Annotated in this window: 19 protein-coding genes and 5 tRNA genes; 21 read left to right on the top strand and 3 right to left on the bottom strand. The window is 48.6% G+C overall.

Features of this window, described 5'->3' with window-relative positions; genetic code table 11:
* Window positions 1–164: 164 nt before the first annotated feature.
* A complete protein-coding gene (locus tag JWG39_RS03515) occupies window positions 165–1376 on the bottom strand; it encodes an NADP-dependent isocitrate dehydrogenase (RefSeq protein ID WP_205217972.1) in 1212 nt (403 codons plus the stop codon).
* Window positions 1377–1986: 610 nt separating this feature from the next.
* Between JWG39_RS03515 and tcuA the strand changes: the two genes are divergently transcribed.
* The 3 genes from tcuA to JWG39_RS03500 all read left to right on the top strand — a co-directional run bounded on the left by tcuA (window position 1987) and on the right by JWG39_RS03500 (window position 7057).
* The gene (gene tcuA, locus JWG39_RS03510; RefSeq protein ID WP_205217971.1) at window positions 1987–3402 is read left to right on the top strand and encodes an FAD-dependent tricarballylate dehydrogenase TcuA; all 1416 of its coding nucleotides are present in this window, start codon (window positions 1987–1989) and stop codon (window positions 3400–3402) included.
* Entirely contained in the window at window positions 3395–4507 is a 1113-nt protein-coding gene (tcuB, locus tag JWG39_RS03505; protein ID WP_205217970.1) for a tricarballylate utilization 4Fe-4S protein TcuB, read from the top strand. The genes tcuA and tcuB overlap by 8 nt, the downstream gene beginning before the upstream one ends.
* Before the next feature lie 72 nt (window positions 4508–4579).
* Window positions 4580–7057 carry a bifunctional aconitate hydratase 2/2-methylisocitrate dehydratase gene (locus JWG39_RS03500; RefSeq protein ID WP_240191963.1) on the top strand — a complete coding sequence of 826 codons (2478 nt, stop codon included), beginning with the start codon at window positions 4580–4582 and terminating at the stop codon, window positions 7055–7057.
* A gap of 301 nt (window positions 7058–7358) precedes the next feature.
* Here JWG39_RS03500 and JWG39_RS03495 read toward each other — a convergent pair whose 3' ends face one another.
* Both JWG39_RS03495 and JWG39_RS03490 read right to left on the bottom strand, forming a co-directional pair.
* The gene (locus tag JWG39_RS03495; protein WP_205217969.1) at window positions 7359–7871 is read right to left on the bottom strand and encodes an AbrB family transcriptional regulator; all 513 of its coding nucleotides are present in this window, start codon (window positions 7869–7871) and stop codon (window positions 7359–7361) included.
* Window positions 7872–8279: 408 nt separating this feature from the next.
* Window positions 8280–8366, bottom strand: a tRNA-Leu gene (locus JWG39_RS03490).
* A 100-nt stretch (window positions 8367–8466) separates the two neighbouring features.
* Here JWG39_RS03490 and JWG39_RS03485 point away from each other — a divergent pair.
* The 18 genes from JWG39_RS03485 to JWG39_RS03400 all read left to right on the top strand — a co-directional run bounded on the left by JWG39_RS03485 (window position 8467) and on the right by JWG39_RS03400 (window position 26775).
* Complete coding sequence (locus tag JWG39_RS03485; RefSeq protein ID WP_205217968.1) at window positions 8467–9399, top strand: bifunctional riboflavin kinase/FAD synthetase; 933 nt, start codon at window positions 8467–8469, stop codon at window positions 9397–9399.
* Between the two features lie 138 nt (window positions 9400–9537).
* A complete protein-coding gene (locus tag JWG39_RS03480) occupies window positions 9538–10167 on the top strand; it encodes a tetratricopeptide repeat protein (protein WP_205217967.1) in 630 nt (209 codons plus the stop codon).
* Between the two features lie 557 nt (window positions 10168–10724).
* Window positions 10725–11774, top strand: coding sequence for a DVU0298 family protein (locus JWG39_RS03475; RefSeq protein ID WP_205217966.1), 1050 nt, complete (start codon window positions 10725–10727; stop codon window positions 11772–11774).
* Window positions 11771–12370 (top strand): tetratricopeptide repeat protein, encoded by a 600-nt coding sequence (locus JWG39_RS03470; protein ID WP_205217965.1) that lies wholly within the window; start codon window positions 11771–11773, stop codon window positions 12368–12370. Before JWG39_RS03475 ends, JWG39_RS03470 begins: the two co-directional genes overlap by 4 nt.
* A gap of 21 nt (window positions 12371–12391) precedes the next feature.
* Window positions 12392–13045 (top strand): riboflavin synthase, encoded by a 654-nt coding sequence (locus JWG39_RS03465; RefSeq protein WP_205217964.1) that lies wholly within the window; start codon window positions 12392–12394, stop codon window positions 13043–13045.
* A 71-nt stretch (window positions 13046–13116) separates the two neighbouring features.
* Window positions 13117–14325 carry a bifunctional 3,4-dihydroxy-2-butanone-4-phosphate synthase/GTP cyclohydrolase II gene (locus JWG39_RS03460; protein WP_205217963.1) on the top strand — a complete coding sequence of 403 codons (1209 nt, stop codon included), beginning with the start codon at window positions 13117–13119 and terminating at the stop codon, window positions 14323–14325.
* A 93-nt stretch (window positions 14326–14418) separates the two neighbouring features.
* Window positions 14419–14886, top strand: a complete 468-nt coding sequence (gene ribH / locus JWG39_RS03455) for a 6,7-dimethyl-8-ribityllumazine synthase (protein ID WP_205217962.1) — start codon at window positions 14419–14421, stop codon at window positions 14884–14886.
* A 206-nt stretch (window positions 14887–15092) separates the two neighbouring features.
* Window positions 15093–15536 carry a transcription antitermination factor NusB gene (nusB, locus tag JWG39_RS03450; protein WP_205217961.1) on the top strand — a complete coding sequence of 148 codons (444 nt, stop codon included), beginning with the start codon at window positions 15093–15095 and terminating at the stop codon, window positions 15534–15536.
* 264 nt (window positions 15537–15800) lie between these two features.
* Entirely contained in the window at window positions 15801–18302 is a 2502-nt protein-coding gene (locus JWG39_RS03445) for a DNA translocase FtsK (RefSeq protein ID WP_240191961.1), read from the top strand.
* A 262-nt stretch (window positions 18303–18564) separates the two neighbouring features.
* A complete protein-coding gene (aprB, locus tag JWG39_RS03440) occupies window positions 18565–18981 on the top strand; it encodes an adenylyl-sulfate reductase subunit beta (RefSeq protein ID WP_205217960.1) in 417 nt (138 codons plus the stop codon).
* A 59-nt stretch (window positions 18982–19040) separates the two neighbouring features.
* Window positions 19041–21062: an adenylyl-sulfate reductase subunit alpha gene (aprA, locus tag JWG39_RS03435; protein WP_205217959.1), complete on the top strand. Its 2022-nt coding sequence runs from the start codon at window positions 19041–19043 to the stop codon at window positions 21060–21062.
* Between the two features lie 274 nt (window positions 21063–21336).
* Window positions 21337–22596, top strand: coding sequence for a CoB--CoM heterodisulfide reductase iron-sulfur subunit A family protein (locus tag JWG39_RS03430; RefSeq protein WP_205217958.1), 1260 nt, complete (start codon window positions 21337–21339; stop codon window positions 22594–22596).
* Between the two features lie 6 nt (window positions 22597–22602).
* Window positions 22603–24864, top strand: a complete 2262-nt coding sequence (locus tag JWG39_RS03425; protein ID WP_205217957.1) for an FAD-dependent oxidoreductase — start codon at window positions 22603–22605, stop codon at window positions 24862–24864.
* Between the two features lie 72 nt (window positions 24865–24936).
* Entirely contained in the window at window positions 24937–26124 is a 1188-nt protein-coding gene (gene qmoC, locus JWG39_RS03420; RefSeq protein WP_205217956.1) for a quinone-interacting membrane-bound oxidoreductase complex subunit QmoC, read from the top strand.
* 206 nt (window positions 26125–26330) lie between these two features.
* Window positions 26331–26406 (top strand) — tRNA-Thr (locus JWG39_RS03415).
* A gap of 81 nt (window positions 26407–26487) precedes the next feature.
* A tRNA-Tyr gene (locus JWG39_RS03410) sits at window positions 26488–26572 on the top strand.
* 30 nt (window positions 26573–26602) lie between these two features.
* Window positions 26603–26678: transfer RNA gene (locus tag JWG39_RS03405), tRNA-Gly, on the top strand.
* Window positions 26679–26699: 21 nt separating this feature from the next.
* Window positions 26700–26775, top strand: a tRNA-Thr gene (locus JWG39_RS03400).
* The last annotated feature ends 31 nt before the right edge of the window (window positions 26776–26806 follow it).

The raw sequence follows: 26806 nt of genomic DNA, 5'->3' as shown, positions 1-26806 counted from the left end.
CAGAAAGATAACCTCTGATATCGTTCCCTTTCCGTGTTCAAACAGGGCGAGGTGGTGAAGAAGAGGGTGCGGGAAGGCAGGAAAGGGAGAGAAAGACGATGGCCTGCATCCGCTGGAAGAGAGAATGCAGGCCATCGTGGAAGAAGAGGGAGAGTACGCTGTTCTTACATTGCTTTTTCCATATTCTCCGCGAGTTTCTCAAGAAACTCTTCAGTGGTGAGCCATTTTTGCTCTCCTTCAATGAGCAGTGCCAGATCCTTGGTCATAAAACCGGATTCGACGGTTTCAACACATACTTTCTCCAGCTTTTCCGCAAATTTGACAACTTCAGGGGTCTTGTCAAACCTGCCCCTGTAGCTGAGAGCTTTGGTCCATGCAAAGATAGAGGCAATGGGGTTTGTCGATGTTTTATTCCCCTTCTGATGTTCACGGAAGTGACGGGTTACCGTGCCGTGAGCCGCTTCTGCTTCTACTGTTTTGCCATCCTCGGTCAAAAGAACAGATGTCATGAGACCGAGGGAGCCAAATCCCTGGGCAACGATGTCGGACTGGACATCACCATCATAGTTTTTACAGGCCCAGACAAAACCACCATGCCATTTGAGGGCGGAAGCAACCATGTCATCAATAAGGCGGTGCTCATAGGTCATATTTTTTGCCTTGAATTTATCGGCAAATTCCTCAGTAAACACCTCCTCAAAAAGATCTTTAAACCGGCCGTCATATTTTTTGAGGATGGTGTTTTTGGTGGAGAGATAGAGCGGCCAGCCGAGGTCAAGGGCGTAGTTCATGCAGGATCTGGCAAAGCCGCGGATGGAGGCGTCAAGGTTATACATTCCCATGGCGACACCGCTTTCCTCAAACTGAAAAACTTTCTTTTCGATAACTTCCCCACCATTTTCCGGAACAAAACGCATGGTCAGTTCCCCTGCACCGGGGACCAGAAAATCGGTGGCTTTGTATTGATCGCCAAAGGCGTGACGCCCAATGACTATGGGTTTTTCCCATCCCGGGACCAGTCGCGGAACATTCTTGCAGATGATGGGCTGGCGGAAAATGGTCCCCCCGATAATATTGCGGAGCGTTCCGTTGGGAGATTTCCACATTTTTTTCAGATCAAACTCTCTTACCCGGCCTTCGTCCGGAGTAATCGTCGCACATTTCACGCCAACGCCATACTTCTTTATGGCCTCTGCCGCATCAACGGTTACCTGATCACTGGTCCTGTCGCGGTTTTCAATCCCGAGATCATAATATTTCAGATCAATATCGAGGTAGGGGAGAATGAGTTTCTGTTTGATGAAATCCCAGATAATACGGGTCATTTCATCTCCATCCAATTCAACAACGGGAGTATTTACTTTGATTTTGCTCATGAAGTTTTCCTTAAAATTCTCAGTGAAATAAAGCTTTTCGGTCGGCACTCTGCGGACCTTTACCTGTTTTATACCATAAAATGTTGTGCAAAATATATACCGAAGACTGGTGATGAAGGTTTCGCCGGTAGAAGACCCTCCATAAAATTCTTTTCAAAAAACACGAAAATAATTTCTAAGGTACTAATATACCTGCGGTAAATTTCCTCCTGTGCCTCGAATATGAAGGAATGCAGGCTGTTTCGAGGTACCCCTCATTCTTCTCTTTCTGAAAGGAAACGTTTCATCTCCTTGTGGACAGAATGTTCCATGTTGTAACAGAACGTTGTAACGGAAGTTTCTTTTTTCGTCGACTGGTCTTTCTCGTTTCCATTCCGTATGAGCAGGCGCGCCTTTATTCCTGCCTTTTTATCTCTTTGAAACAGTGGAATTAACAGCAGTCTACTGTTCTCTCCCAGGGAGAAATACACACCGTGGAGAAAAAGCACAGAAGGGAAGAGGGCTGTTTTTCCTTCACTGAGCATCCGTCTGGCACATTTCGTGAAATAAGCTTCTTGAAACAATTTTATCAGGCTCTTTCACAAAATTAATCCTGAAACAGGAGAATGTTATGACCAAAAAAAACAAGCCGGATCTGGAAAGGACATGGGATGTTCTGGTAATTGGCGGCGGGAATGCCGCTCTTTGCGCAGCCATGTCGGCGAAGGAAAACGGGGCGGGCTCGGTGCTGGTACTTGAAGCGTCTCCCAAAGATGTCCGTGGTGGAAACTCCCGACATACGAGAAATCTTCGTTACATGCACGGACAGGGCAACCGTTTTCTTACCGGCCCCTATCCGGAAGAAGAGTTTTATAACGATCTCCTTCAGGTAACAAAAGGGAATACCAACGAGGAGCTGGCCCGCTTTACCGTTCAGCAGTCAAACGATATCGGCGACTGGATGATGGCCCACGGCTGCATGTTTCAGCCGGCGATGAAAGGAACACTCAGTCTTGCCCGCACCAATGGTTTTTTCCTCGGAGGCGGCAAGGCTCTGATAAACGGATATTACCGCACTGCGGCGAAGCTTGGTGTTGCTGTGAGTTACGAAACAGAAGTGGTAGATCTGGAGATTGAAGACGGGGTCTTTACATCGGCCACCGTGGTTCATAAAGGGGAGAAAAAAAAGATCGTCGCCAAAACCGTAGTTCTTGCCTGTGGAGGTTTCCAGGCAAATCTTGACTGGCTTGAAGAGGCCTGGGGACCGGAGGCCCGCAACTTCCTCGTTCGGGGGACCCCGTTTGATAAGGGGACCGTACTCCGCCTGATGCAGAACAAAGGGGCTGTCACCATCGGTGATCCCACCCAGGGACACATGGTGGCCATTGATGGCCGCTCTCCAAAATACGATGGCGGAATTGTCACCCGCCTCGATTGTGTCTCGTTTGGAATTGTGCTCAATAAAAACTGCGAACGGTTCTACGACGAGGGAGAAGAGATCTGGCCAAAACGCTATGCAATCTGGGGACGTCTCGTAGGACAGCAGCCTGAACAGGTTGCCTACTGTATTATTGACGCCAAATCCATTGACCTTTTTATGCCGTCGGTTTTTCCGCCTGTTGAGGCTGGAACCATTGAAGAGCTTGCTGCAAAACTGGAACTTGATCCGATAAAAGTAAAAGAGACCGTGGATAACTTTAACAGGACTGCGGGTGGTGATCTGAGTCAGTTTAAACCCGGAGATATAAGTGACCCGCTTTCCACGCAGGGGCTTGAACCGCCAAAGACCCACTGGGCACGGCCCATCGACAAAGCTCCTTTCTACGCCTATCCGCTGAGACCGGGCATAACCTTCACCTATCTCAGCTTGAAGATTAATACCAGGGCTCAGGTCATCATGGCCGGGGATAAACCTGCTGAGAATATCTTTGCTGCGGGGGAACTGGTGTCAGGAAATGTACTCGGTCAGGGATATATGGCCGGATTTGGGATGACCATCGGCACGGTCTTCGGATGTGTCGCAGGAAAGGAGGCAGCCAATGTCTGAAAAAGAACGTTCTGAAGCTTTACAAGAGGCCGGTCGGGTGATGACCATCTGCAACTCCTGTCGTTACTGCGAGGGGTTCTGTGCCGTTTTCCCGGCTATGGAACTGCGCCGGACGTTTACCGACGGGGATTTGAAATATCTCTCCAACCTCTGTCATAACTGCAGGGACTGCTACTATGCCTGTCAGTTTGCACCTCCCCATGAATACAATCTGAACTTCCCGCAGGCCATGGCCAATCTGAGAGGGGAAACCTACCGCGAATTTGTCTGGCCTGGATTTCTCGCACCTCTGTTCAAGAGGAACGGGCTGACCATTTTTCTGGCAACCCTGTTTTCTGTTCTTGGGGTTTATCTTTTTGCCCGAATGAAAGAAAATGGTGTCGAAAATATTTTGGGAACATGGACCGGAGACGGTTCTTTCTACACTATTATTCCTGAGCATGAGCTCTTGATTTCCTTTTCCATTGTTGCTCTGTGGGCGCTGATTGCGTTTATTGGTGGAATCTGGAAGTTCTGGAAGACTATCAATCCGACAAACGAAAAATTCTTCAGTGGCTCCGGCAACAAGGGTGCACTTATGGATGTCCTGCGGTTGAAGTATCTTGAAGGCGGCAGTTACGGCTGTAACTATCCCGATGAGAAGTTCAGCATGTCACGAAGATACATGCATCATCTTATTTTCTATGGTTTTTTCTCCTGCCTTGCCTCGACAACCATTGCCGCAGTCATGGATCACGTGCTGGGCATGCCTGCGCCATACTCCTGGTACAGCCTTCCGGTGATTCTCGGGACCCTCGGCGGGACAGCAATAATTATCGGGCTTATCGGCATGATTTATCTGAAGACGAATCAAGATCAGCGTCCGCTGGCAGCAGAAGGCATGGTGATGGATTATGGCTTTATCATCCTCCTGCTGCTGGTCAATATCACCGGTCTCGCGCTGCTCTTTGTCCGTGATACACCGTTGATGGGTTCATTGCTCATTCTCCATCTCGGGGTGGTTTTCGCTTTCTTTTTGACTCTGCCCTGTGGCAAATTTGTCCACGCAATCTATCGTTATGTGGCTCTTGTCCGCCACAATCAGGAACAGGCGAACAGAAAATAAACACATACTGCCCGGTGCCGCCTTTGTGCTCTTTATACAAGAGAAAAGGCGGCTTTTTTTTACAGGAGAATCATGATGCTGGAAAAATATAAAAAAAATGCGATGAAAAGAGAGCAGAAGAATCTGCCTCCGCTTCCTTTGACGGTGGAAGAGACTGGTGCTTTTATCCAGCTTCTTGAGGCGAATGATAAAAGCAGTGAGGAGTTGCTGCAGTTGATTGCCGGTCAGATAGAGCCGGGGGTGAGCGCCTCGGCGAAAGTCAAGGCGGCATGGCTTGAGAAAGTGGCTCTCGGTGAGTCTGCCTGCACGGCTGCTGCTCCTGAAAAAGCAGTGGAGATGCTGGCCCTGATGGGTGGTGGCTATAACGTCGGTGTCCTTCTTAATCTGCTGGAAAAATCGATTCTTCCCACGCTGTGCGGTGAAGCTCTGAAGCACTGCATTTTGATCTACGAAGCGTTTGATCGTATACGCGCTCTCTCTGAAAAAGAGGGTGTTCCGGCCGGAGTTGCAAAAGAAATCCTGCAATCGTGGGCCGCAGCGGAATGGTTTACCTCGGCCATGGTGCTTGAGGAAGAGATGCGTTTTACCGTGTGTAAAATTAATGGAGAGATAAACACCGATGATATGTCCCCCGGAAGTGAAGTGCAGTCCCGGGCGGATATTCCCCTGCATGCGCAGAGTTTTTGTGCGAAGCGTTTTCCCGAAGTACAGGGGGAACTGCGGTCCATTCAGGAACAGGGACAGCTGGTCGCCTTTGCCGGTGATGTCATGGGAACCGGATCGTCAAGGAAATCGGCTTTGAACTCCCTTGTCTGGCTGATCGGTGAGGATATCCCCAATGTTCCCGGCAAGCGGGCTGGCGGCATTGTCATGGGGAACATTATTGCCCCTATCTTTTATGCCACGGCAAGGGATTCAGGAACGCTTGTCCTGGAATGTGATACCTCTAAAATTTCGTCCGGGGACGAATTGATTCTCAATTTTCCGGACTGGACTCTGCGCAAAAAAGATGGGGAGAAGATTGAACTTCATCCCGGACCTTCCACGGTCATTGATGAGTACCGTGCCAGAGGCCGGTTGAATTTGACCATCGGGTGCCAGTTAACGAAAAAGGCCTGCGCGTATCTTGGCTGCGAATTTCCAGCAATTTTTTCGGAACCGGAAAAGCCTGTTGCCAGACCTGGTCAGGGATATACTCAGGCACAGAAAATTGTTGGTCGCGCCTGCGGCGTGGAAGGCGTCTTACCGGGTACTGTTTGTGAACCTGAGATGACGACGGTGGGCTCGCAGGACTCAACGGGTCCCATGAATATGCAGGAAATTTCAGAACTTGCCTGTCTGGAATTTAAGACAGATCTTTTCATGCAGAGTTTCTGTCACACTGCGGCTTATCCGAAAGAGTCTGATTTTGGACGCTGGAAATTTCTACAGGAGATGACGGTTGCATGGGGCGGTGTGACCTTTCAACCTGGCGATGGTGTTATCCACAGTTTGATCAATCGGATGATTGTACCGGATACGGTGGGAACAGGGGCCGATTCCCATACGCGGTTTCCCATGGGATTGTCTTTCCCGGCGGGATCGGGACTGGTTGCCTTTGCAGCTGCTCTCGGATTCATGCCTCTTGAGATGCCGGAATCCGTGCGGGTACGCTTCTCGGGAAGGAGGGCACCGGGAATCACCATTCGGGATATGGTCAATGCCATTCCCTTCTTTGCCCGGGAGCAGGGGCTTCTCACCGTTGGGGGAAAAGCGAAAAAAAATGTTTTTTCCGGAGCGATTATGGAGGTGGAAGGGGTGGAAGATTTTACCGTCGCTGATGCCTTTGAACTGAGCAACTCTTCTGCAGAGAGGAGTGCGGCCGCCGCCACCTTGAAATTATCTCTTCATGCTGTTGTCGAACGCTTGAAAGAGAATATTGCCTTTCTGCAGTCTCTGCTTGCAGATGGTTATCAATCTGCGGAGGCGATACGCCGGCGGATAAAAAGACTGGAGAAATGGCTGGAGTCTCCGCGACTGCTTGAGGCGGATGATCATGCCGAATATCTCGCTACGCTGGATGTGGATATGAGCAGGGTGACCGAACCGCTTCTTGCCTGTCCCAATGATCCCGATGATGTTCGTTTGCTCAGTGCGGTTGCCGGAGACAGGGTGGATGAGGTCTTCATTGGCTCCTGCATGACCTTTCTGAAACATCTTCAGGCCGCAGAGGACATTTTAAAACGGGATGGAGGCTATGCGAAAACCGGACTGTGGATTGCTCCCTCAACAAGAATGGATCGTGATACCATCAGAGAAGATGGAGGCTTTGCTCTCTTTGTCGGATCAGGGGCACGGATAGAGACCCCTGGATGCAGTCTCTGTATGGGAAATCAGGCTCGGGTCCGGCCGGATTCTACTGTTGTCTCTACTTCTACGAGGAACTTTAACAACCGTCTGGGGGATGGCAACAGAGTGTATCTGGCCTCTTCTGAAGTGGCAGCGGTGACAGCACTCCTTGGTAAAATCCCAACGCCTGCCGAGTATCGGCAGAAGATGGGACTGGAATAATACCATTTACATTTTGTATTGGTAGATTCAAAGGCAGGGATGGGAAAAGGGAGACAGGAGACAGGAGACGGGAGACAGGGAAAAGCAAAAGACGGAACAGCGAAAAACTTTTTGCCAAAGGAAAGCTCTAAACATGCGAATAAAGGCAAAAAAAATTAAAAAAAGATGTGTACGCAGTCGTGTTCTCTGATCAATAAAAAATGTGACTGGTATGACTGGTTATTCCAGCTGCCCTGAAGCTTTTTCCGGCTGGCCTTCTACATGAAGGCCGGCCTTTTTTATGATATGGGCTGGCGGGGAATTACATTCGCCAGTGCATAAAAATCTTCGCCAGCAATGGTACCACCAGAAAGAGGGTAAACACACGGAACATGTGGAGGAAGGCGACCAGCGCCGCGTTGTGGCCTTCGGTCTGGGCGAGGACTGCCATGCCGGACATGCCGCCGGGAGAAAAGCCAAAGAGAGCTGTGCTGAAATCGATAATCCCCAGCCTGCTTGCCAGCCACGCCATCGTTATCGAAATGCCGAGCAGGCAGAGGGTACTGAGGATGGCCAGGGGCAGAGCTTTGGCTGCCACGGTAAAAAAGGAGCGGTCGAAGGTCATTCCGAGAAATACCCCGAGCATGATCTGTACGGCCAGACCGACTCGTGGTGAAATCCCGACGCCTGAAAAGAGCAGGGATGTCATTCCGGAACAGAGCATGGCACCAACCACGGCACCACCGGGGATGTGGAACCTGTTAGCGAGCATCCCGCCGATAACACCGGCGATGATGATGAAAAAATATCGTTCCATGGTCTTTGGTTTTCTCATTTTGTTGGAAGCGTTTACAGAGTCTGGAGAGTGCATTTAACCACTGACAATGCACCTGAGTTCAGGCAGGAAATCTCGTCAATTCACAGAAAAATATACCAGATGGACACTTCATTGAAAACGGGTAAAAAGAGGACGGGCTGGTTGCCTGTGGCGCAGCAGCGGAAAAGAGAAGCGCAAGGCGAAGTGCCGCAGAGGTTCCCTGAAGTTATTCTTCTCTCTTCCCGGTGTGGGAATTGCTTTTTAACTGGTGATGATGTTAAGGTATTCGGCCATTATTTGGGACATTCTGACAGCTGGAACAAGGAAAGAGTCTGCGAGGAGAGCACGATGAGTCAAACTACAAAAAAAGAAAACAAAAAAGGCTTTATCTCACTGCGTACAGGAGATAAAGCCTTGATTATTTTTTGGTGCCGAAGAGAAGACTCGAACTTCCATGAGGATACCCCCACCAGACCCTGAACCTGGCGCGTCTACCAATTCCGCCACTTCGGCAACGAGCTGACAATATGCTAAAAATGTCGGCCCTTGTCAAGAGTTTCTTGATACTAAATTGTGATAACCAGATTAAAAAGCAGAAAAAGGAATTTACTGCATGCAGATAATTCGCAGTCTCAATGAGATACCTCATAATATTCACTGTGCCTGTGTAACCATAGGCAACTTCGATGGTGTTCATCTCGGGCACCGCAAGCTTTTTTCACGTGTAATCGAACTGGCCGCCCGCTGCGGTGGGACCAGTATTGCCATAACCTTTGACCCGCATCCTCTGGAGGTCTTGCGTCCGGACGGAGTAAAGCGGATTTCGACGATGCAGCGAAAGATTGAACTGATTGAAGGTACCGGGATTGAAATTCTTATTCTCATTCCCTTTACACGAGAGTTTGCAGCTACCGGAGCAGATGAGTTTGTTCAGAAAATACTCGTTGACAAACTCGGGGTGAAAGAGCTGGTGGTCGGTTATGACTACGCCTTTGGGAGGGGGCGATCCGGCGATATCAATTTTCTGCGGGAGCAGGGAAAACAGTATGGATTTGCAGTGAATGTTGTTCCTCCGTTTCAACTCTATGGACAACCTGTGAGTTCCACGCGTATCCGGGAACTGGTCGCCGATGGGCGTATTGATCTCACCAGAGAATTGCTCGGCAGACCCTGGCAGATAAGGGGAAAGGTACAGAGAGGGCAGAATCGCGGCGGGGCGGAGATTGGGTTTCCAACGGCCAACCTCCAGTTCAGCGGCGAGGAACTGGTTCCTCGCTACGGTGTATATGCCTGTCGGGTACTGTTGCGCGGCAGGGAGTATGGCGGAGTGGCGAATATCGGTCGGAATCCAACGTTTAGAGAAGGCCTGCTTGTCGCTGAGACTTTTATCTTTGATTTTAAGGATGATATCTACGGAGAAGAGATCATTATCAGCCTGTTAGAGTACCTGCGGGGGGAGGTTCGTTTTGAGTCAATTGATGCCCTGCGCACGCAAATTAGTGCAGATGTAAAGGAGGCAAAACGTATCCTCGCCTGCAGGGCCTGAAACCTGCAGGGATTTCATGTTGCAACTCTGTGAGTTATGTCTATAGTAAAACCCTCTTTGCCGATTCTTTTTGTGTCGGTTTTCTTTGGAAAAATCCTGAATGACCTCAGGTCGCAGGGGTAACCTATAAGGAATGTTATGACAGATGAGTTGAAAGAAGACCTGGTGGCAGTAATCGCGGAACTTGAAAAAAAGTGCAAGGAACACCCCGATAATGTGATGGCATTTCAGCATCTTGGACTGGTTTATATGAAGGCCGGGCGGATGGAAGAGGCTGTTACTGCTTTGAAGCGTACTATAGAAATTGATGATCTGTGTACGGAGGCAATGATTAACCTTGGGGCCATTTATTTCGGTATGGGGGAGATTGACAAAGCACAGAAACTGAATGAGCAGGCTGTGGGGATTCAACCTGAAAATGCTCAGGCTCACGCCAACCTTGGCCTTATCTGGCAACAGCGCAATGAGCTGGAGAAAGCCCTCGAAGCCTATAACAAGGCTGTTCAATTTAACCCAAAACTGGCCAGCACATGGATCAATCTTACCTCCATTCTTACGATGAAGGGTGAAGATGAGCGTGCAGTAGAGGCGGCCCGCAAGGCTCTTAACCTGGAACCGGATTCCCCCCTTGGACATAACAATCTTGCTGTAGCACTGTACTTTGTTGAAAAGTATGAAGATTCAAAAAATCACATGCTTAAGGCAAAGGATCTTGGGTATTCGGTTGATCCGAATTTTGTCGAGAAACTTGAAGAAAAAATTTCATAATATCAGCAAAAAAGCATAAACATAAGGGGCCCTTGAAACAGTCTGCATTCGTTCATGTTCGAGGCACAGAAGGAAATTTACCGCAGGGATATGAGTACCTTGGAAATTATTTTCGTGTTTTTTTGAAAAGAATTTCGTGAAGGTTCTTCTACCGGCTTACTGTTCATCACCGGTGTTATTGATATCTCGACGTCTCGTTCCTCGCTTTGTCGGAGGATAAATTTTTTTTTGTACCGCAGAAGATGGGCGAAAGAGTGGTTCTTCAAGGTTCCCAAACAATAAAAGGGTACCTTGAAGAACCTTGTATTTCGTTCATATTGCGAAGTGCAGAAGGAAATTTACCCGCCTGTAACTTTGATATCGGAGTCTGGCGTTTCCCTCCGAGGGTAAATTTTTGACTGCAGCGAAGAAGATGGGCGAAAAACTGGTTCTTTGATGCTCCCATAAACATATAGGGCAGTTTTCTTCTTATGGCTAATAAGCACGAAACCGTACGCCCCTGGTGCCCATTTTGCGGATCCGATGTCGGCAGACCAACCGATGCTCCGGAACGCAGAATGACTGAGTTTCCTGTGGGACGTTGTCAATGTGGTGCTGTCTACAGTTGTGATGTTACCGGTCACAACGTTGGGGCTGCAATTGTTGAGACTCTTCTTTACGCCTGCGGAAACAATTCCGATCTGGCGTGGGAGTTGATGCCGGAGGATGATTATCTCACTGGACGTATTGAGAATTATGATCAGCCCCGGCATGAAGTCTTCGCCAAAGGGAATGTTGAAGGCCACGCGGCAAAAGGTGTCCTCTATTTTATTCGTCTGCATACTGAGATTCAGGAAATCGTTGAAAGTGTGAAGGGTAAAAAAGAGGCAACTCTAAGTACTGCAGCCGGGGATTCCCCCAAACAGCATCTTCCGGAAATGGAGCCGGCCGTTGAAAAAGGACATGTTCGCCGGAAGACAAATAAACGTGAGGTGAAAGAGCTGGTTGAAGCTGAAGATGAGGATACTCTTGTTGCTCTTTGCTTTGATGATAAAAAAACGCTTCGCCTGATGCAGCGCCTGCTTTATGATGCGGATGAAAATAATCGGTGGCATACGGCGTGGATGATCGGCTGTGTTTGTGCCCGGGTTTCAACGAGGGATCCGGGCAGTGTTTCCACATTCCTTCACCGTTTGTTTGAGTCATGTTCGGACTCTGCTGCAACTCCATGGGGTATGTTGGAGACTATAGGCTTCATCATTTCGAAACGACCTGATATCTTTGGTCCTTTTACCCGCTACCTGCTCAACTATGTTACTGAGGATTCAACCCGCAATCAGGCTGTCTGGGCACTGTGCGAAGTAGCCGAAATGCGGCCTGACCTCGTGCGCGACACGCCTTTTTTCACGGTATTTCATTTCCTTAAACATCCGGATGTGCAGATTCGGGGCCAGATGGCCCGCCTGCTCGGGAACCTCAAGGCGAGTGAAGCAACCATGCAGCTCATGGAGTGCAGTGAGGATAAAGAAACTTTTGTCTTCTGTCGCGAGGGAAAGATGATTACGTCTACTGTCGCTGTGGAAGCACAAAACGCAATTCAGAAAATACGTGGAGGATTAGATAAATGAGTGGGACTATTCAACCCCTGAGTAATATAAAAAAGATGCCGAATTTCGTTGAAAACAAAACTCCCCCGAATACTCCGGAACAGAAGGAATATGAGGAAGGGAAACGTTTGCTTGAGAACGGGAATTTTGGTCAGGCTGCGGCTGCACTGCATAATGCGCTGCTTTCCTTTGAGGAGAAAGAGAACAAGAGTGGTATCGCCAATGCCTCAAATCAGCTCGGACACCTGTGTCTTGAGAAAAAGGATTATGAGGGCGCGCTGAAACATTATCAGCGGGTACGGGACATCTGTGATGAGGCTGGCGACCGCATGAGTCTTATTGCTGTCCTTGATAAACGCATCGATGCCTGGCTCGGACTGGAAAATTACAGCAAAGCGCTGGAGGATAGTTTTACTATCCTGGATTTTCATGAAGATAATCGCAACGTCCAGGGAGTTGTGGTAATTATGGAACGTATCGCGGATATTCATCTGCTGGCGGGGGAGAAGGAGGAGGCTGCGGATACCTATCGTGTCATTGCATCCATCCACAGTAATTTTAAACACAAGGGATACTCCAAAAGGTTTGAAGAAAAAGCCGAAAAGGTACTGTCCTAGTCTGAACCGTCGAGGTCTTCCGTGTTTACTGGAATTATAGCAGGAGAAGGACGCCTTACAGGGCGGCGAAAGGTGGGCGGCGGCGTTGCTTTTGAGGTGGAAGCCGGATTTGATCTGGATAAACCTGAAGAGGGCGAATCTATTGCTGTGAATGGGGTTTGTCTGACGGCATACGATATCAAAGGGCGTTGCTTTTGTGCCGATGTCTCTCCCGAGACTCTTTCCCGGACAACCCTTGGCAAATTTATGCCGGGACAGCGGCTCAATCTGGAGCGGGCCCTGCGTCTTGCCGATCGACTTGGCGGACATCTCGTGTCCGGACATATTGACTGTACTGCCACTGTGAGCTCTATTCAACGGGAGGGAGACTATACCGTCTTCCATTTCATTGTCCCGGTTGAGCAGACTCGTTATATCATTGAAAAAGGATCTGTGGCAATTGATGGTATCAGCTTGACGGTGAACAGTTGTGATGCAAATGGATTCTCCGTCTCTATTATTCCGCATACCTTGAAATTGACTGCCCTCGGGCGAATGAAAGCGGGGAGCAGGGTGAATATCGAAGTTGATCTTATTGGCAAATATGTAGAAAAATTACTGTTGCCGAAAGGAGACGACAGTTTGCAGACAAGTGGACTGAACGGCACTTTCCTGGCAGAGAACGGATTCATATAAGGTTCCTGTAAAAAAACGGTATGAAGAAACGTTGTCTGTTGCTGTGTAACAAAAAATAATGAGGCAAGTTTATGGCTGTCAGTTCTATTGAAGAGGCAATTGAAGATATCAGGGCCGGAAAGATGATCATTCTGGTTGATGATGAAGACAGAGAAAATGAAGGCGACCTGACGATGGCCGCCGAGGCTGTGACCCCGGAGGCAATCAATTTCATGGCCCGTTATGGACGTGGCCTGATCTGCCTGCCGATGAGCGGTGAGCTTATTGATGGGCTTAAACTCCCGATGATGGTCGCTGAAAATACCTGTCGCTTCGGCACTGGTTTTACTGTCTCAATTGAGGCAAAAGATGGTGTGACTACAGGAATTTCTGCCGCAGATCGGGCAAAAACTATTAAAGTCGCAAGTTCTCCGGATGTCAACCCGCGGGATATTGTTTCTCCGGGCCATGTCTTTCCCCTGCGGGCAAAGAATGGCGGTGTGCTGGTGCGGACAGGTCAGACGGAAGGTTCGGTGGATCTCTGTCGGCTTGCCGGGATGCGTCCTGCAAGCGTTATCTGTGAGATCATGAAAGAGGATGGAGATATGGCGCGTATGCCGGATCTCGAGGAGTTCTCTAAAGAGCACGATATAAAAATTGTTACTGTTGCTGATCTTATTGAGTATCGCATGCACAAAGAGCGTCTCGTGCAGCGTGCTGCAGAGGCACGTATTCCCACGAATCATGCCGGAGAGTTTCGCGCTATTGCCTACAGTAACAGTGTAGATAATCTTGAGCATATAGCCCTTGTGAAGGGTGATATTAAATCTCAGGAGACCGTTCTCGTCCGGGTGCATTCTGAATGTCTTACCGGTGACGTATTTGATTCTGCCCGCTGTGACTGCGGAGAGCAGTTGCATGCAGCCATGAAACGTATTGACGAAGAAGGATGCGGAGTTGTTCTTTATATGCGTCAGGAGGGTCGTGGAATCGGGTTGATAAATAAGCTCAAGGCATACAAGCTGCAGGATGAAGGGCTTGATACCGTAGAGGCGAATCATCGTCTTGGTTTTAAGGCGGATCTCAGAGATTACGGGATAGGGGCACAGATTTTGCGCGATCTTGGAGTTCGGAAGATGGCAATTTTGACCAATAATCCTAAAAAAATCATTGGTCTTGAAGGATACGGACTTGAAGTTGTTGAAAGAGTGCCGATAGAGATAAAACCGGGTAAGGAGAATGAACGTTACCTTGCTACGAAAAGAGACCGTATGGGACATATTCTGAAGATGTGTAAGTGAAATGTTCTGCAAATCAAGATACCATAAGGGTCCCTTGAAACAGCTTGTATTTCGTTCATATTCAAGGTTCCCATAAATACAAAAGTGACTGAGATGGCAAATTTTATTGAAGGCGGTTTGAAAGCGGATGGTAAAAAGTTCGCAATCGTTGTATCTCGTTTTAACTCTTTCATCGTGGAAAAATTGCTTGAAGGGGCTCTTGATACACTGATGCGCTCCGGTGCGGAAGGAGATGACATTGATGTTGTCCATGTCCCGGGGGCTTTTGAGTTACCATTACTGGCAAAGAAGATGGCTGAGTCTCGGAAGTATGATGCAATTATAGGGCTCGGAGTTGTCATCCGTGGAGCAACTTCGCACTACGATATCGTAGTCAATGAGACATCCAAGGGCCTGGCCCAGGTGAGCCTGGCTACCGGCGTTCCTGTTTTGTTCGGTGTGGTCACAACAGAAACGATTGAACAGGCCATTGAACGCAGTGGTACCAAGGCCGGGAATAAAGGTTCTGATGTAGCATCCGCAGCGATCGAAATGGCAAACCTTATCAGTGGTCTTGATTGAGAAAATGGGCTGGTTTTCAGTTTGCGTTATTCAAGGTACACTGAAGGGTATTCTGAACTGAATACCCTCCCTTCAGGCCGGGGAGGGTGTCAAGGTGTTCTGATGTCTGCATCCTGCAAATCCGGCAATGGTATGAAGTTGTTTAATGAGGCCTGTCGGCATTCCAGCCGGCAGGCCTTCCTCTTATTTATTTATGGGATCAAATTATGGCTGCAGGAACACGGCGTATCGCACGAGAGACCGCTGTACAATTTCTCTATCAGGAAGACTTTACTGCCGGGAACGGTGGTTTCGGATGTGACCTCGCGGAGCGTTTTCCCCTGTTTTGTGCTCTGTTCAAGATAAACAAAAAAGCACGCAAGTATACGGAAGAACTCCTTTCTGGAATTTGTCCACGCCTTGCTGAAATTGATCAGCAAATTGAGGCATCTGCGAAAAACTGGCGGCTGGCCCGTCTTGCCGCGACAGACCGCAATATCATGCGGGTAGCTGTCTATGAGATAGTGTATCGAGAGGATATACCCGGACAGGTGTCTATCAATGAAGCGGTTGAGATTGCGAAAAAATATGCCAGTAAAGACTCACCAAAATTTATAAATGGCGTCCTGGATTCGATCTTAAAGTCTCTTTCTGTAAAAAGGGCACTTTGAAGAACTTTGTATTTCGTTCACATTCAAGGTACAGAAGAAAATTTACCGAAGGTATAATTTTGACCACGGAGTCTGACGCTTACCTGGAGTCTGACGCTTACTTCCGAGGATAAATTTTTGACTGTAACGAAGAAGAGAGGCGAAAGACTGGTTATTCGATGTTCCCAGAAGTTAATTTTGCTTTTCGGAAAGTTGAAGGGCCTTCTTTTGGGAGGAGGATGCGGCCTGTTGTTCTGTTGAAAAAAATGAGAGAAAAATAAAGCAATGACACGAAAAGCTCAAGCAAGTACCCGAAATCGAAAAAGACTGCGTAAACCTGTGAAAAAAGCCTCGAAGGTCAACAGAGGCAACGGTCGCCCGACATTCAGGCAGGAGGTTGTGGCGATGACGGGGATATTTCTCTCCTGTTTTATCTATCTCAGTCTGTTTTCATATGTCTATTCTCCGGATGCCAACTGGAGTGGCAGAGTTGGGGCAAATGTGGCCGCCAGCCTTTTTAATTTTATCGGCTGGGGTTCCTGTTTTCTTCCGACTCTTATCCTCATCTCCTCTGTCCTGTTTTTTCTTTCCCGTCTTTCCTGCAACCGTTTGCCTCATGTCTTTGCCGGGTTGTCCGGTGCTGTTCTCTCCTTCTGCGGCATCCTTTCAGCCTTTTCCTGGGATCAGAAAGCTGCCAATGCTCTCACGGACCCGACAGCCGGAGGTTTTGTCGGAAAGACTCTTTTTGTCTTGCTCAACCAGGTGGTTGGTTACGGTGGGGCACTGCTTATCTTTTTGTTGATTTTTATTGTTTCACTGATGGTGGCAATCCGTTTTTCTCCTTATGTCCTTGCCAATAAAACAACCCGTGGAATTGGAGTCCTTGCCAATAAAACAACGCATGGGATTGGAGTCCTTGCCAATAAAACAACCCATGAGATTGGAGTCGGGCTGAAAAAGTCAATCAGCAAGGTGGAAGAACTGCGGGCGGCGCATCATTTCGGAGGAGTTAAGGCTGCAGAGGAACAGGTTGGCATGTTGGCGCTGGAGGGAGGGGGGGCACCGAAACGCCGTCTCGGCAGCATTCCCAGAGACAAAGAGACAAACGAGAGACCGGCTGAGGTTGCACCCGTTGTGAAAATTGTTCTGCCTGCGGGAGAGGTTTCTGTTGTCTCTCCGGTCTCCCTGGTTGATCCAATAAAAATCGACCAGAGCTCGAAGGTGAAGCCTCGGACTGAGGTGAAGTCTCAGATTGAGGTGAGCCCTCAGACTGAAAAAGTGGCAGGTGACATTTCTGTTCTCCGGGAGAATAAAAAAGCTGTTTTAACCGCGACAGAGGATGACAAGTTTGCAGCTCAACCTGTTGCCCGGGGTGAGTGGGAATTGCCGCCGCTCTCTCTCCTGACAAAAGCTGAAGTGTCTGCTGACCAGATTGGTGAGGATGTTTACCAGCAAACTTCGCAGTTACTGGTGCAGAAGCTGCTGAATTTCAACGTGAAAGGCCGGGTAGAGGGAATTCGGCCGGGGCCGGTGGTAACGACCTATGAATATGCTCCTGCACCGGGGGTGAAAATCAACAAAATCGCCGGGCTGGCGGCAGACCTTGCCCTGGGCCTCAAGACGCCATCAGTACGGGTGGCAGGTTCGGTTCCGGGGAAAGCTGCTCTTGGTCTCGAAATTCCCAACAGGCATCGGCAGATGGTCAGAATCCGCAGTTTGCTGGCCTCTGAATCTTATCGAAAGAAAACTGAAAAAAAGAAACTCAACATTGTCCTTGGCCTTGATGTTTTCGGCGATCTGGTAGTCGCCAACCTTGCGAAAATGCCTCACCTGCTGATTGCCGGTGCTACCGGATCCGGGAAGTCGGTAGGCATAAATACCACGATTGCATCGTTGCTTTACAATGCTACGCCGGAAGAGGTTCGCTTTATCATGATTGATCCGAAGATGGTGGAACTTTCGGGGTATGAGGGCATTCCCCATCTCCTTCACCCGGTTGTCATTGATCCAAAACTTGCCGCCCGGGCTCTGAACTGGGCAGTGCGGGAGATGGAGCGCCGCTACAAACTCCTGCAGGAGGCAAAAGTAAAGAATTTTGACTCCTATAATGCCCACAGCAAGGAGAAACTTCCCTATATTGTGATCATTGTTGACGAGCTGGCCGATCTAATGATGGCAGCCTCGTCAAAGGATGTGGAGACGGCCATTGCCCGTCTCGCTCAAATGGCACGGGCAGCGGGAATGCACGTTATCATTGCCACTCAGCGGCCTTCTGTTGACGTCCTGACCGGTCTCATAAAGGCAAATTTCCCAAGTCGTATCTCTTTTACGGTTTCGACTAAAATTGATTCTCGCACTATTCTTGATTCCGGCGGCGCTGAACTCCTGCTCGGAAACGGAGATATGCTTTTCCTGCCAAACGGTGGAGCTCTGCGGCGTGTACATGGTGCTTTTATCAGCGAAGAAGAAAGTGCAAATATCGTGGAATTTTGGAAGAAACAGGGCAGCTCGTCTTACGACGAATCAATGATGCAGGCTATTGAGCATGATGAATCATCGGTGGGAGAGGGTGCTGATAAAGAGTATGATGAATATTACGATCAGGCTGTAGATTTTGTCACTGAACAGCGCCAGGCATCGATTTCATCGGTACAGCGTCGACTTCGAGTTGGATACAATCGGGCTGCACGGATGATTGAGATGATGGAACGGGATGGTATCGTTGGTCCTGCAGATGGCGCAAAGCCCCGTGAGGTTATTGTCACGCCTGCGTATGATAAATTTTAATTTAGTCAGAGGCTGAAAATGATTTTCATGGTAAAGTAAATTCGCTTGACAATCCGCAGGCAACTGAATATAAAAAGCTAAATAAATGAGGGCTCATTCATTTGTGAAGCAGTTCCTGTTGCTGTTTTTGAGTTCTCCTGTTTCAGTAGTGCAAGCGATAGATTACTTAGCTAAAAAGTGTTTTTTTAGAATTGTAGAGGTTTCACAGGCTTCGTCTCTACGAAGTCTGAACAGTTAATCCCAAACTGAGGAGGTATTTTAAATGCCAAGTTATGTAGATCCTTCCAAGTGTGACGGCTGCAAAGGTGGCGACAAGACTGCGTGCATGTATGTTTGTCCCAACGACTTGATGGTGCTCAATGTTGAAGAGATGAAAGCATACAACCAGGAGCCTGATGCATGCTGGGAGTGCTACTCCTGCGTGAAGATTTGTCCCCAGGGCGCAATCTTTGTTCGCGGTTATGATGACTTTGTACCGATGGGTGGCCAGGTTCATCCGCTGAGATCTTCTGACTCTATTATGTGGACTGTCAAGTTCCGTAATGGCAACCAGAAGCGTTTCAAGTTTCCGATTCGTACCACCGCTGAGGGCGCAGCTAATGCCTATGTCGGTCAGAACGGCGCAGACCTTGATAGTGAAAGTCTGTTCCTTGAGGGTGAACTTTCCTCTCCAGAATAAATCAGGCTTGTGCAATTGAATTCTGAACCTGCAGAAAAATTTTTATAGGAGATTTGAACATGGCATTACCTAATAAACCGAAAGGTGAATTGAAAGCCGTTGTAAACCCTGAGATTGTTGAGCATGATGTTGACATTCTCATTGTCGGTGGCGGTATGGCTGCATGCGGTTGCGCTTTTGAAATCAAAAAGTGGGCTCCTGCTGATATGAAAATTGTCCTCGTTGACAAAGCATGTCTTGAGCGTTCCGGTGCTGTTGCTCAGGGACTTTCCGCCATTAATACCTATATTGGCGAAAACAAAATCGAAGACTACGTCAAAATGGTTCGTAATGACCTGATGGGCGTTGTTCGTGAAGACCTTATCTACGACCTTGGTCGCCACGTTGATGAGTCTGTCATGCTGTTTGAAGAATGGGGCCTTCCTGTTTGGAAAAGAGCTGAAGACGGCGGCAACCTGGACGGCTCCAAGCCAGCCCCGACCCTGCGCGAAGGCGGTGCCCCGGTTCGTACCGGTAAATGGCAGATCATGATCAACGGTGAGTCCTACAAATGTATCGTTGCTGAGCCTGCTGCTACTTCTCTTGGTGCTGATAATATCTTTGAGCGTGTTTTCATCGTTAAAATGCTCCTCGACAAAAACACCCCGAATCGTATCGCCGGTGCAGTTGGCTTCTCTACCCGTGAAAATAAAGTACATGTCTTCCGTTGCAAGGCTTCTATGGTTGCCTGTGGTGGTGCTGTTAATATTTTCCGTCCCCGGTCTACTGGTGAAGGTAAAGGCCGTGCATGGTATCCGGTATGGAACGCAGGTTCCACCTACACCATGTGTGCTCAGGTCGGCGCTACTCTGACCATGATGGAAAACCGTTTCACCCCGTCCCGTTTCAAAGATGGTTACGGCCCGGTTGGAGCATGGTTCCTTCTTTTCAAAGCCAAAGTTCAAAACGGTCTTGGTGAGTTCTATGCCGGTGGCGATGCTGCCAAAGCAGAACTTGATAAATATCTGCCTTACGGCGCGTCTGCTGTTACCCCGACCTGCCTGCGTAATCACCTCATGATTAATGAGTTGAAAGAAGGCCGTGGCCCGATCTATATGGCTACAGATGTTGCCCTTGGTGCTTTCATGGATGAAAAGAAAGCTGCCGGTATGAATGAAAAAGACCTCAAGAAATTCTGGAAACATCTTGAGTCTGAAGCATGGGAAGATTTCCTTGATATGTCTGTTGGTCAGGCTGGCCTCTGGGCTGGTGCCAACATTGAACCTGAGAAAATCGGCTCTGAAATTATGCCGACTGAACCTTACATGCTGGGTTCTCACTCTGGCTGCTGCGGTATCTGGACTTCTGGCCCGAACGAAGACTGGGTTCCTGATGTAGGTGCAGACAAGGGTCGTTCGCATCAATACAAGTGGGGCTATAACCGTATGACTACCGTCGACGGTCTCTTCACTGCCGGTGATGGTGTTGGTGCTTCTGGTCATAAGTTCTCTTCCGGATCTCATGCTGAAGGTCGGATTGTTGCCAAGCAGATGGTCAAATTTGTTCGTGACCACGCAGATTTCAAACCAGAACTGAAGCAAACCGCTCAAGAACTGGCTGACGAACTGTATGCTCCCGTTAGACTCTATGACGAATTCTCTGGTGCATCTACTGCAGCAGACGTCAACCCGAACTACTGCAAACCCGCAGGTCTGATGATGCGACTGATGAAAGCCACTGACGAATATGGTGGTGGAGTTGCAACATATTATATGACCTCTGGAAAACTTCTTAACATCTGCCTTGATCTCCTCCTTCTCCTTCGTGAGGATGCTGCGAAAATGGCTGCCGGTGACTTGCATGAATTGCTCCGTTGCTGGGAAAACTATCATCGTATCTGGTGTGTTGAGACTCATATCCGTCATATCGAATTCCGTAAAGAATCACGTTATCCGGGCTTCTACTATCGGTCTGACTTCCCGAACATTGATGACGAAAACTGGAAGTGCTTCGTCAACTCTACTTACAATCCTGATACTGAGGAATGGAAGTGCGAGAAAGTTGACTGTATAAACATCGTTGAGACCGAACCCTGGATCTAATCCTGGAAGTCTTGACTTGATGTAAGAGAAAGCCTCCAGGAGTCGTGCGACTCCTGGAGGCTTTCTTGCTTTTCTGCGAGAGAGCTGCAGGGAAAGCAGTTAAATATGTGGATTCCCCGCTGATAAATATCAACAGGACTGAAGCGTTGCTTGCAACTCTGTCGCAGATAAGCTAAAAATTCAAAGTGGTAATGTGGCAAGGCCTGCTGGCTGATGTCGCGAGGTGATGCAATTTCAGTACAGCAGTTAATATTTTTTTCTATGGAGGTTAGGTATGACTGACGAGCAAGGTACCTCTGGTGCGGTATTGGTCGTAGGCGGGGGTATTAGCGGGTTAACCGCAACCCTTGAAGCCGCTGAGGTCGGAAAGGATGTATTTCTGGTTGAGAAAAATCCCTCCCTCGGAGGGCGAGTTTCTCAGATGTATCAGTATTTCCCAAAATTGTGCCCGCCGAGTTGCGGTCTTGAAATAAACTACCGTCGGATTAGAGACAATCGGGGAGTTCGCGTTTACACGATGACGACCGTGAAGTCAGTGAGTGGTACACCTGGAAATTATGAGGTGGTACTGGAAACCGCTCCGCGTTATGTCAACAGTAACTGTACCGCCTGTGGGGCATGCTCTGAAGCATGTCCTGACGAGGTGGACAATGAGTTTAACTTTGGCATGGACAAGCGTAAAGCTGCCTACATCCCTCACGAGATGGCTTTTCCCCGTCGCTATGTCATTGATAAGGAAGCTCTGAGCGCAGAGGGTGCCGAAGCAATTCAGGCAGCCTGCAAATATGATGCGATCGATCTTGATATGCCGGCAGAGACCCGTACAATCAGGGTCGGGTCCATCGTCTGGGCTACTGGTTGGAACCCCTATGACGCTTCAAAAATAGAAAACCTCAAGTTTGACCAGTCCGATGCCATAATCACCAACATGATGATGGAACGTCTTGCATCTCCGAATGGGCCCACGAAAGGAAAAATAGTGCGTCCGGGTGACAATAAAGAGATTGAATCGGTTGCGTTTGTGCAATGTGCCGGTTCACGGGATGAGAATAACCTTAGATATTGCTCCTACGTCTGCTGCATGGCAACCTTCAAGCAGATAACGTATATCCGTGAGCAATATCCTGCAGCAAAAATTTATGTCTATTACATCGACCTGCGAACTCCCGGAAAATACGAGCAGTTTAGTGATAAGCTGATGGATGATAAAAACTCATTCTTCATCAAAGGGAAAGTCGCAGATGTTATCCCCGAAGAAGACGGTGGTGTAACTGTAATTGCTGAAGATGCCCTGAACGCGAAGAAGATATCGCAGAAGGTGGATATGGTCGTTCTTGCTACCGGCATGCAGGCAGTTCAGGCACTTGCCCCTCTTCCGGTTGCTCTTCATACCGACAGTGATGGCTTTATCATCAGTGAAAATGAGAAGGGAATGATTGCTGCCGGTTGTGCGAAAAAGGCGTCTGACGTTGTTACATGTACTCAAAATTCAACTGCTGCCGCCTTAAAGGCGATTCAGATATCCGGGAGGTAAAAGACGATGGATAAAAAATATTGTGCTTATATTTGTTCCGGCTGTGGCATCGGAGACAGTCTTGATATTGATGCCTTGAGTGGAGTCGTTACCGAAGAAATGACCATGGAGTGCAAGGTTCACAAATGCCTTTGCAGTGCAGAAGGTCGTGCCCTTATTCAGCAAGACATTGATGACGGAGTGAACACGGTTGTCGTTGGTGCGTGTTCTCCGCGTGTAATGACGAATGAATTTAATTTCGGCGAAGATAAGATTACTGTCCGTGCCAATCTGCGGGAGCAGGTGATCTGGTCGGAAATGAAACCTGCGGAAGGTGAAGAGCCCTCTCCCGATGCAGCTGCATTTCTGAATGAATCGGCGGCGGACTACATGCGTATGGCCTGTGTCCGTGCCCAGAAGACGGAACTGCCTGATCCCTACCAGCTTGAGGTTTTAACGAGAAATGTGCTCGTTATGGGTGGCGGTATTGCTGGTCTCACATCTGCAAAAGAAGCAGCTGCAGCGGGATACGATGTTGTCCTCATTGAAAGAGAAGACGAACTTGGTGGCAAGGCCCTTGGCTGGAGACAATCTTTTCCGAGTCGGTCTCCATGGACGGCTCTCGAGACTAATCCCGTTAATGGTCTCATCGCAGAGGTTGAGGCTGATCCCCGTATCACTGTCAAGACTGGAACGGAGGTTGCCCGTATCTCAGGTGCCCCCGGGAATTTTGGAGTTACCCTCAAGGCTACCGGTACCACCTGTGAATGGGATGCACCGGCAAAGGTAACAGTCGAGGAACAGGACCTGATAAACAAGGGTGAGAAGAAAGATCCAAACGACGGTTTGCGTCCTTATACTCAACTTAATCCTGAAGCACTTAAAATTGGTGCGGTCGTCCTGGCAACGGGCTGGAAACCGGCGGATGTCTCACAATTCGAACATCTTGGTTATGGTAAAATCAAGAGCGTTGTTACCAATGCCGAGTTTGAGAAACTGGCCAAAGAGGGGAAAGTACCCGCAAAAGTCGCTTTCGTCCAAAGCCCCGGTGGAAAAGAGAACAGTAAGGATTTCCCCTACAGTAACTCTGTACTCTCCATGGTTGCCCTGAAACAGGCGCACTATGTTATTGATGACAATGAGGATGGGCAGGCATTTATCCTCTATCAGCATATGAGGACTCCGGGTTCCATGGAGCTTTTCTATAAAGACGCGCAGAATAATGACGGCGTTTTTCTGACGAAAGGTGCTGTTACTCTCGTCGAAGAAAAGGGCAGAGGGGCTTCCGTTACGGTAGAGGATACTCTCTTTGGAGAAACTCTGAATATTGATGTGGATATGGTTGTCCTTGCTGCCGGTATGGAGCCGATGACCCTGCATGAAAACTCTATTAATCTGGCGTATCGCCAGGGGCCGACGTTCAACGATCTTGACCTCTTTGACGGTTATGCCGACTCTCATTTTATCTGCTTCCCCTATGAAACTCGTCGAACGGGTGTCTATACCTGTGGTGGTGTGCGTAAAGCGGAGACCATGGAGGAGACAATTGATGATGCCACAGGGGCAGCTCTGAAGGCTATTCAATGTATAGAGTCTGCTGATCGCGGAGTGGCTGTTCATCCCCGCTCTGGTGACCAGACATACCCAGAATTTTTTATGCAGCGCTGTACCCAGTGCAAACGGTGTACTGAAGAGTGTCCATTCGGTGCTCTTGACGATGATGAGCGCGGTACGCCGTTGCCCAACCCGACTCGTTGTCGTCGTTGCGGAATCTGTATGGGAGCATGTCCTGAAAGGATTATCGGCTTCAGGGATTACAACATTGACATGATCGGTTCCATGGTCAAAGCCATTGAAGTTCCTGAGGATGATGCAGACCGTCTGCGGATTGTTGCTTTTGTCTGCGAAAACGATGCCTATCCTGCAATTGATATGTCAGGTATGAGACGTAATGGCATCAGCCACATGGTGAGGGTTGTGCCTGTACGTTGTCTTGGATCAGTCAACATGGCGTGGATTCGTGATGCTCTCTCCTCTGGGCTGGATGGTGTGCTCCTTCTCGGTTGTGCCTACGGTGACGATTACCAGTGTCACTTTGTTAAGGGCTCTGAAATAGCCAACCGGCGGATGGAAAACACTGCTGAGACTCTTACTACTCTCGGGCTTGAATCGGGACGCTGCAAAACAGAACAGGTAGCAATCACCGATTATGACAGAATACCAGGAATCATCAACGGCTTTGTTGACGAGATCGTTGAAATGGGACCGAATCCCTTCAAAGGTTTCTGATGAAGAATCCGGCCGTTTTATAAACCGGTCGGATTCTTTGAAATTCAATTCAGCTAAAAGCAGGAGAATGAAATGGATGTTCAACCGGATTTAGATCTTATCAGAACCTTGAAGGCGACAGGTGGTGACACCCTGAAGATGTGTTATCAGTGTTCAACCTGTGCTGTTGTATGCCCGCTGTCTACTGATGGAAATCCGTTTCCCCGTCAGGAGATGATTTACGCCCAGTGGGGGATGGCAGACAAGTTGCTCAAGGATCCCAACGTCTTTCTTTGCCATCAGTGTGGTGACTGCACAGCCAGTTGTCCCCGGGGGGCAAAGCCCGGGGATGTAATGAGTGCAATCAGGTCCTATGCCTACACCTTTTATGGCTGGCCGAAACCGCTGGCAAAATTGTGTGCCAATGAGAAAGGTCTGCCCTGGCTGGTAGGAATTCCCACCGTGATTATTCTTCTTATGTGGATGATCTCCGGGGGGATGACGATTCCCAGCCATGAGGAATTTGCACAGCATGGTTATACGCAATTCTTCGGGCATTGGGGTTTTAAATGGTATGCGAAGAATATTTTCTTTATTGTTCTTATTATGGTTCCAAGTCTTGGCCTTGCTCTCTATTCCGCCTGGAGAGGTTTGACCACCATGTGGAAAGCCATGCGGAAAGAGGCGGGTCTTGAAGGGGCATATCGGCCTTCGGCAAATCAGGCATGGAAAGAATTTATCTGGCCGTCATTTGTTGAGATTCTGCAACACAAACGGTTTGATGAATGCGGGGAACAACACAACCGGAAAACTGGGCATCTTCCCTTGATGCTGTCTTTCATCGGATTGCTTATTGTTACCCTGTGGTCTCTGTTTCGCCAGGATGTTCTCGGACTTATCTACCCGTCACTGCACGGCCCTCTGCCGATGACTGATCCTTTTAAAGTTTTTGCGAATGTTTGTGCCATTGCTTTAATCTTTGGGATTGCGGTTCTCTGGTCAAATCGAGTTAGACTGGAGAAGGACAATAAGACTCTGCCGACCTTTTTTGACTGGTTCCTGATCTGGGAAATTGCAGCTGTTGGTATCACAGGTATCGGTGCCGAGCTGTTCCGCTGGATGGGAATGCCTGTTGTCGGATATGTTATATATTTCCTTCACCTGGTGTCCATTATGATGCTGTTTCTCTATCTGCCCTATACAAAGCTGGCACATATCCTTTTCAGGACTACTGCCTATGCTTTTGACAAGTATAGAGAAAGCAGTTTTGCCAAACAATAATGCCTGCGCAGCTGCAGCATGATGAAGCCGCCCTTCGGGGCGGCTTTTTTTATGGGTATCCTTATCAGGAAGGTTTTTCTGCCAGCCGTTCTCCACGAGGGGAACGGAGGATCGTTGAAAGATTATGGGGGGAAAGTATTCTCTTAAAAAATGAAAATACGTGTTGCATAAAAAACATTCTTTGTGTAGAATTCTTCCTCTTGTGAGCTGGCGTAGCTCAATTGGTAGAGCTCCTCACTTGTAATGAGGTTGTTGTGGGTTCAAGTCCTATCGCCAGCTCCAATATAAAAAAAAGACTTTACAATTCGCAGGAAACACGATAAAAAGCTTCGTCTTATTCTTGACGATTAAGAAGAAAAGTGTGGAGGGGTTCCCGAGCGGCCAAAGGGAACAGACTGTAAATCTGTCGGCTCAGCCTTCGAAGGTTCGAATCCTTCCCCCTCCACCACTCCTGCAGGATTTAAATTTTGCTCAGCGGGCGGGAATAGCTCAATTGGTAGAGCATCAGCCTTCCAAGCTGAGGGTCGCGAGTTCGAGTCTCGTTTCCCGCTCCATACATTCCTGTTGCAGCAGGTGCCCACATAGCTCAGTTGGTAGAGCGCATCCTTGGTAAGGATGAGGTCACCGGTTCAATTCCGGTTGTGGGCTCCAGTGGGACACTGGTCGTAATTCTGAAGAAACA

This window comes from Desulforhopalus vacuolatus, from assembly GCF_016918505.1.
In the GTDB taxonomy this organism is placed as follows: domain Bacteria; phylum Desulfobacterota; class Desulfobulbia; order Desulfobulbales; family Desulfocapsaceae; genus Desulforhopalus; species Desulforhopalus vacuolatus.
Note: the sequence above shows the minus strand (reverse complement) of the source record. Positions and strands in the feature narration are given on the sequence as shown.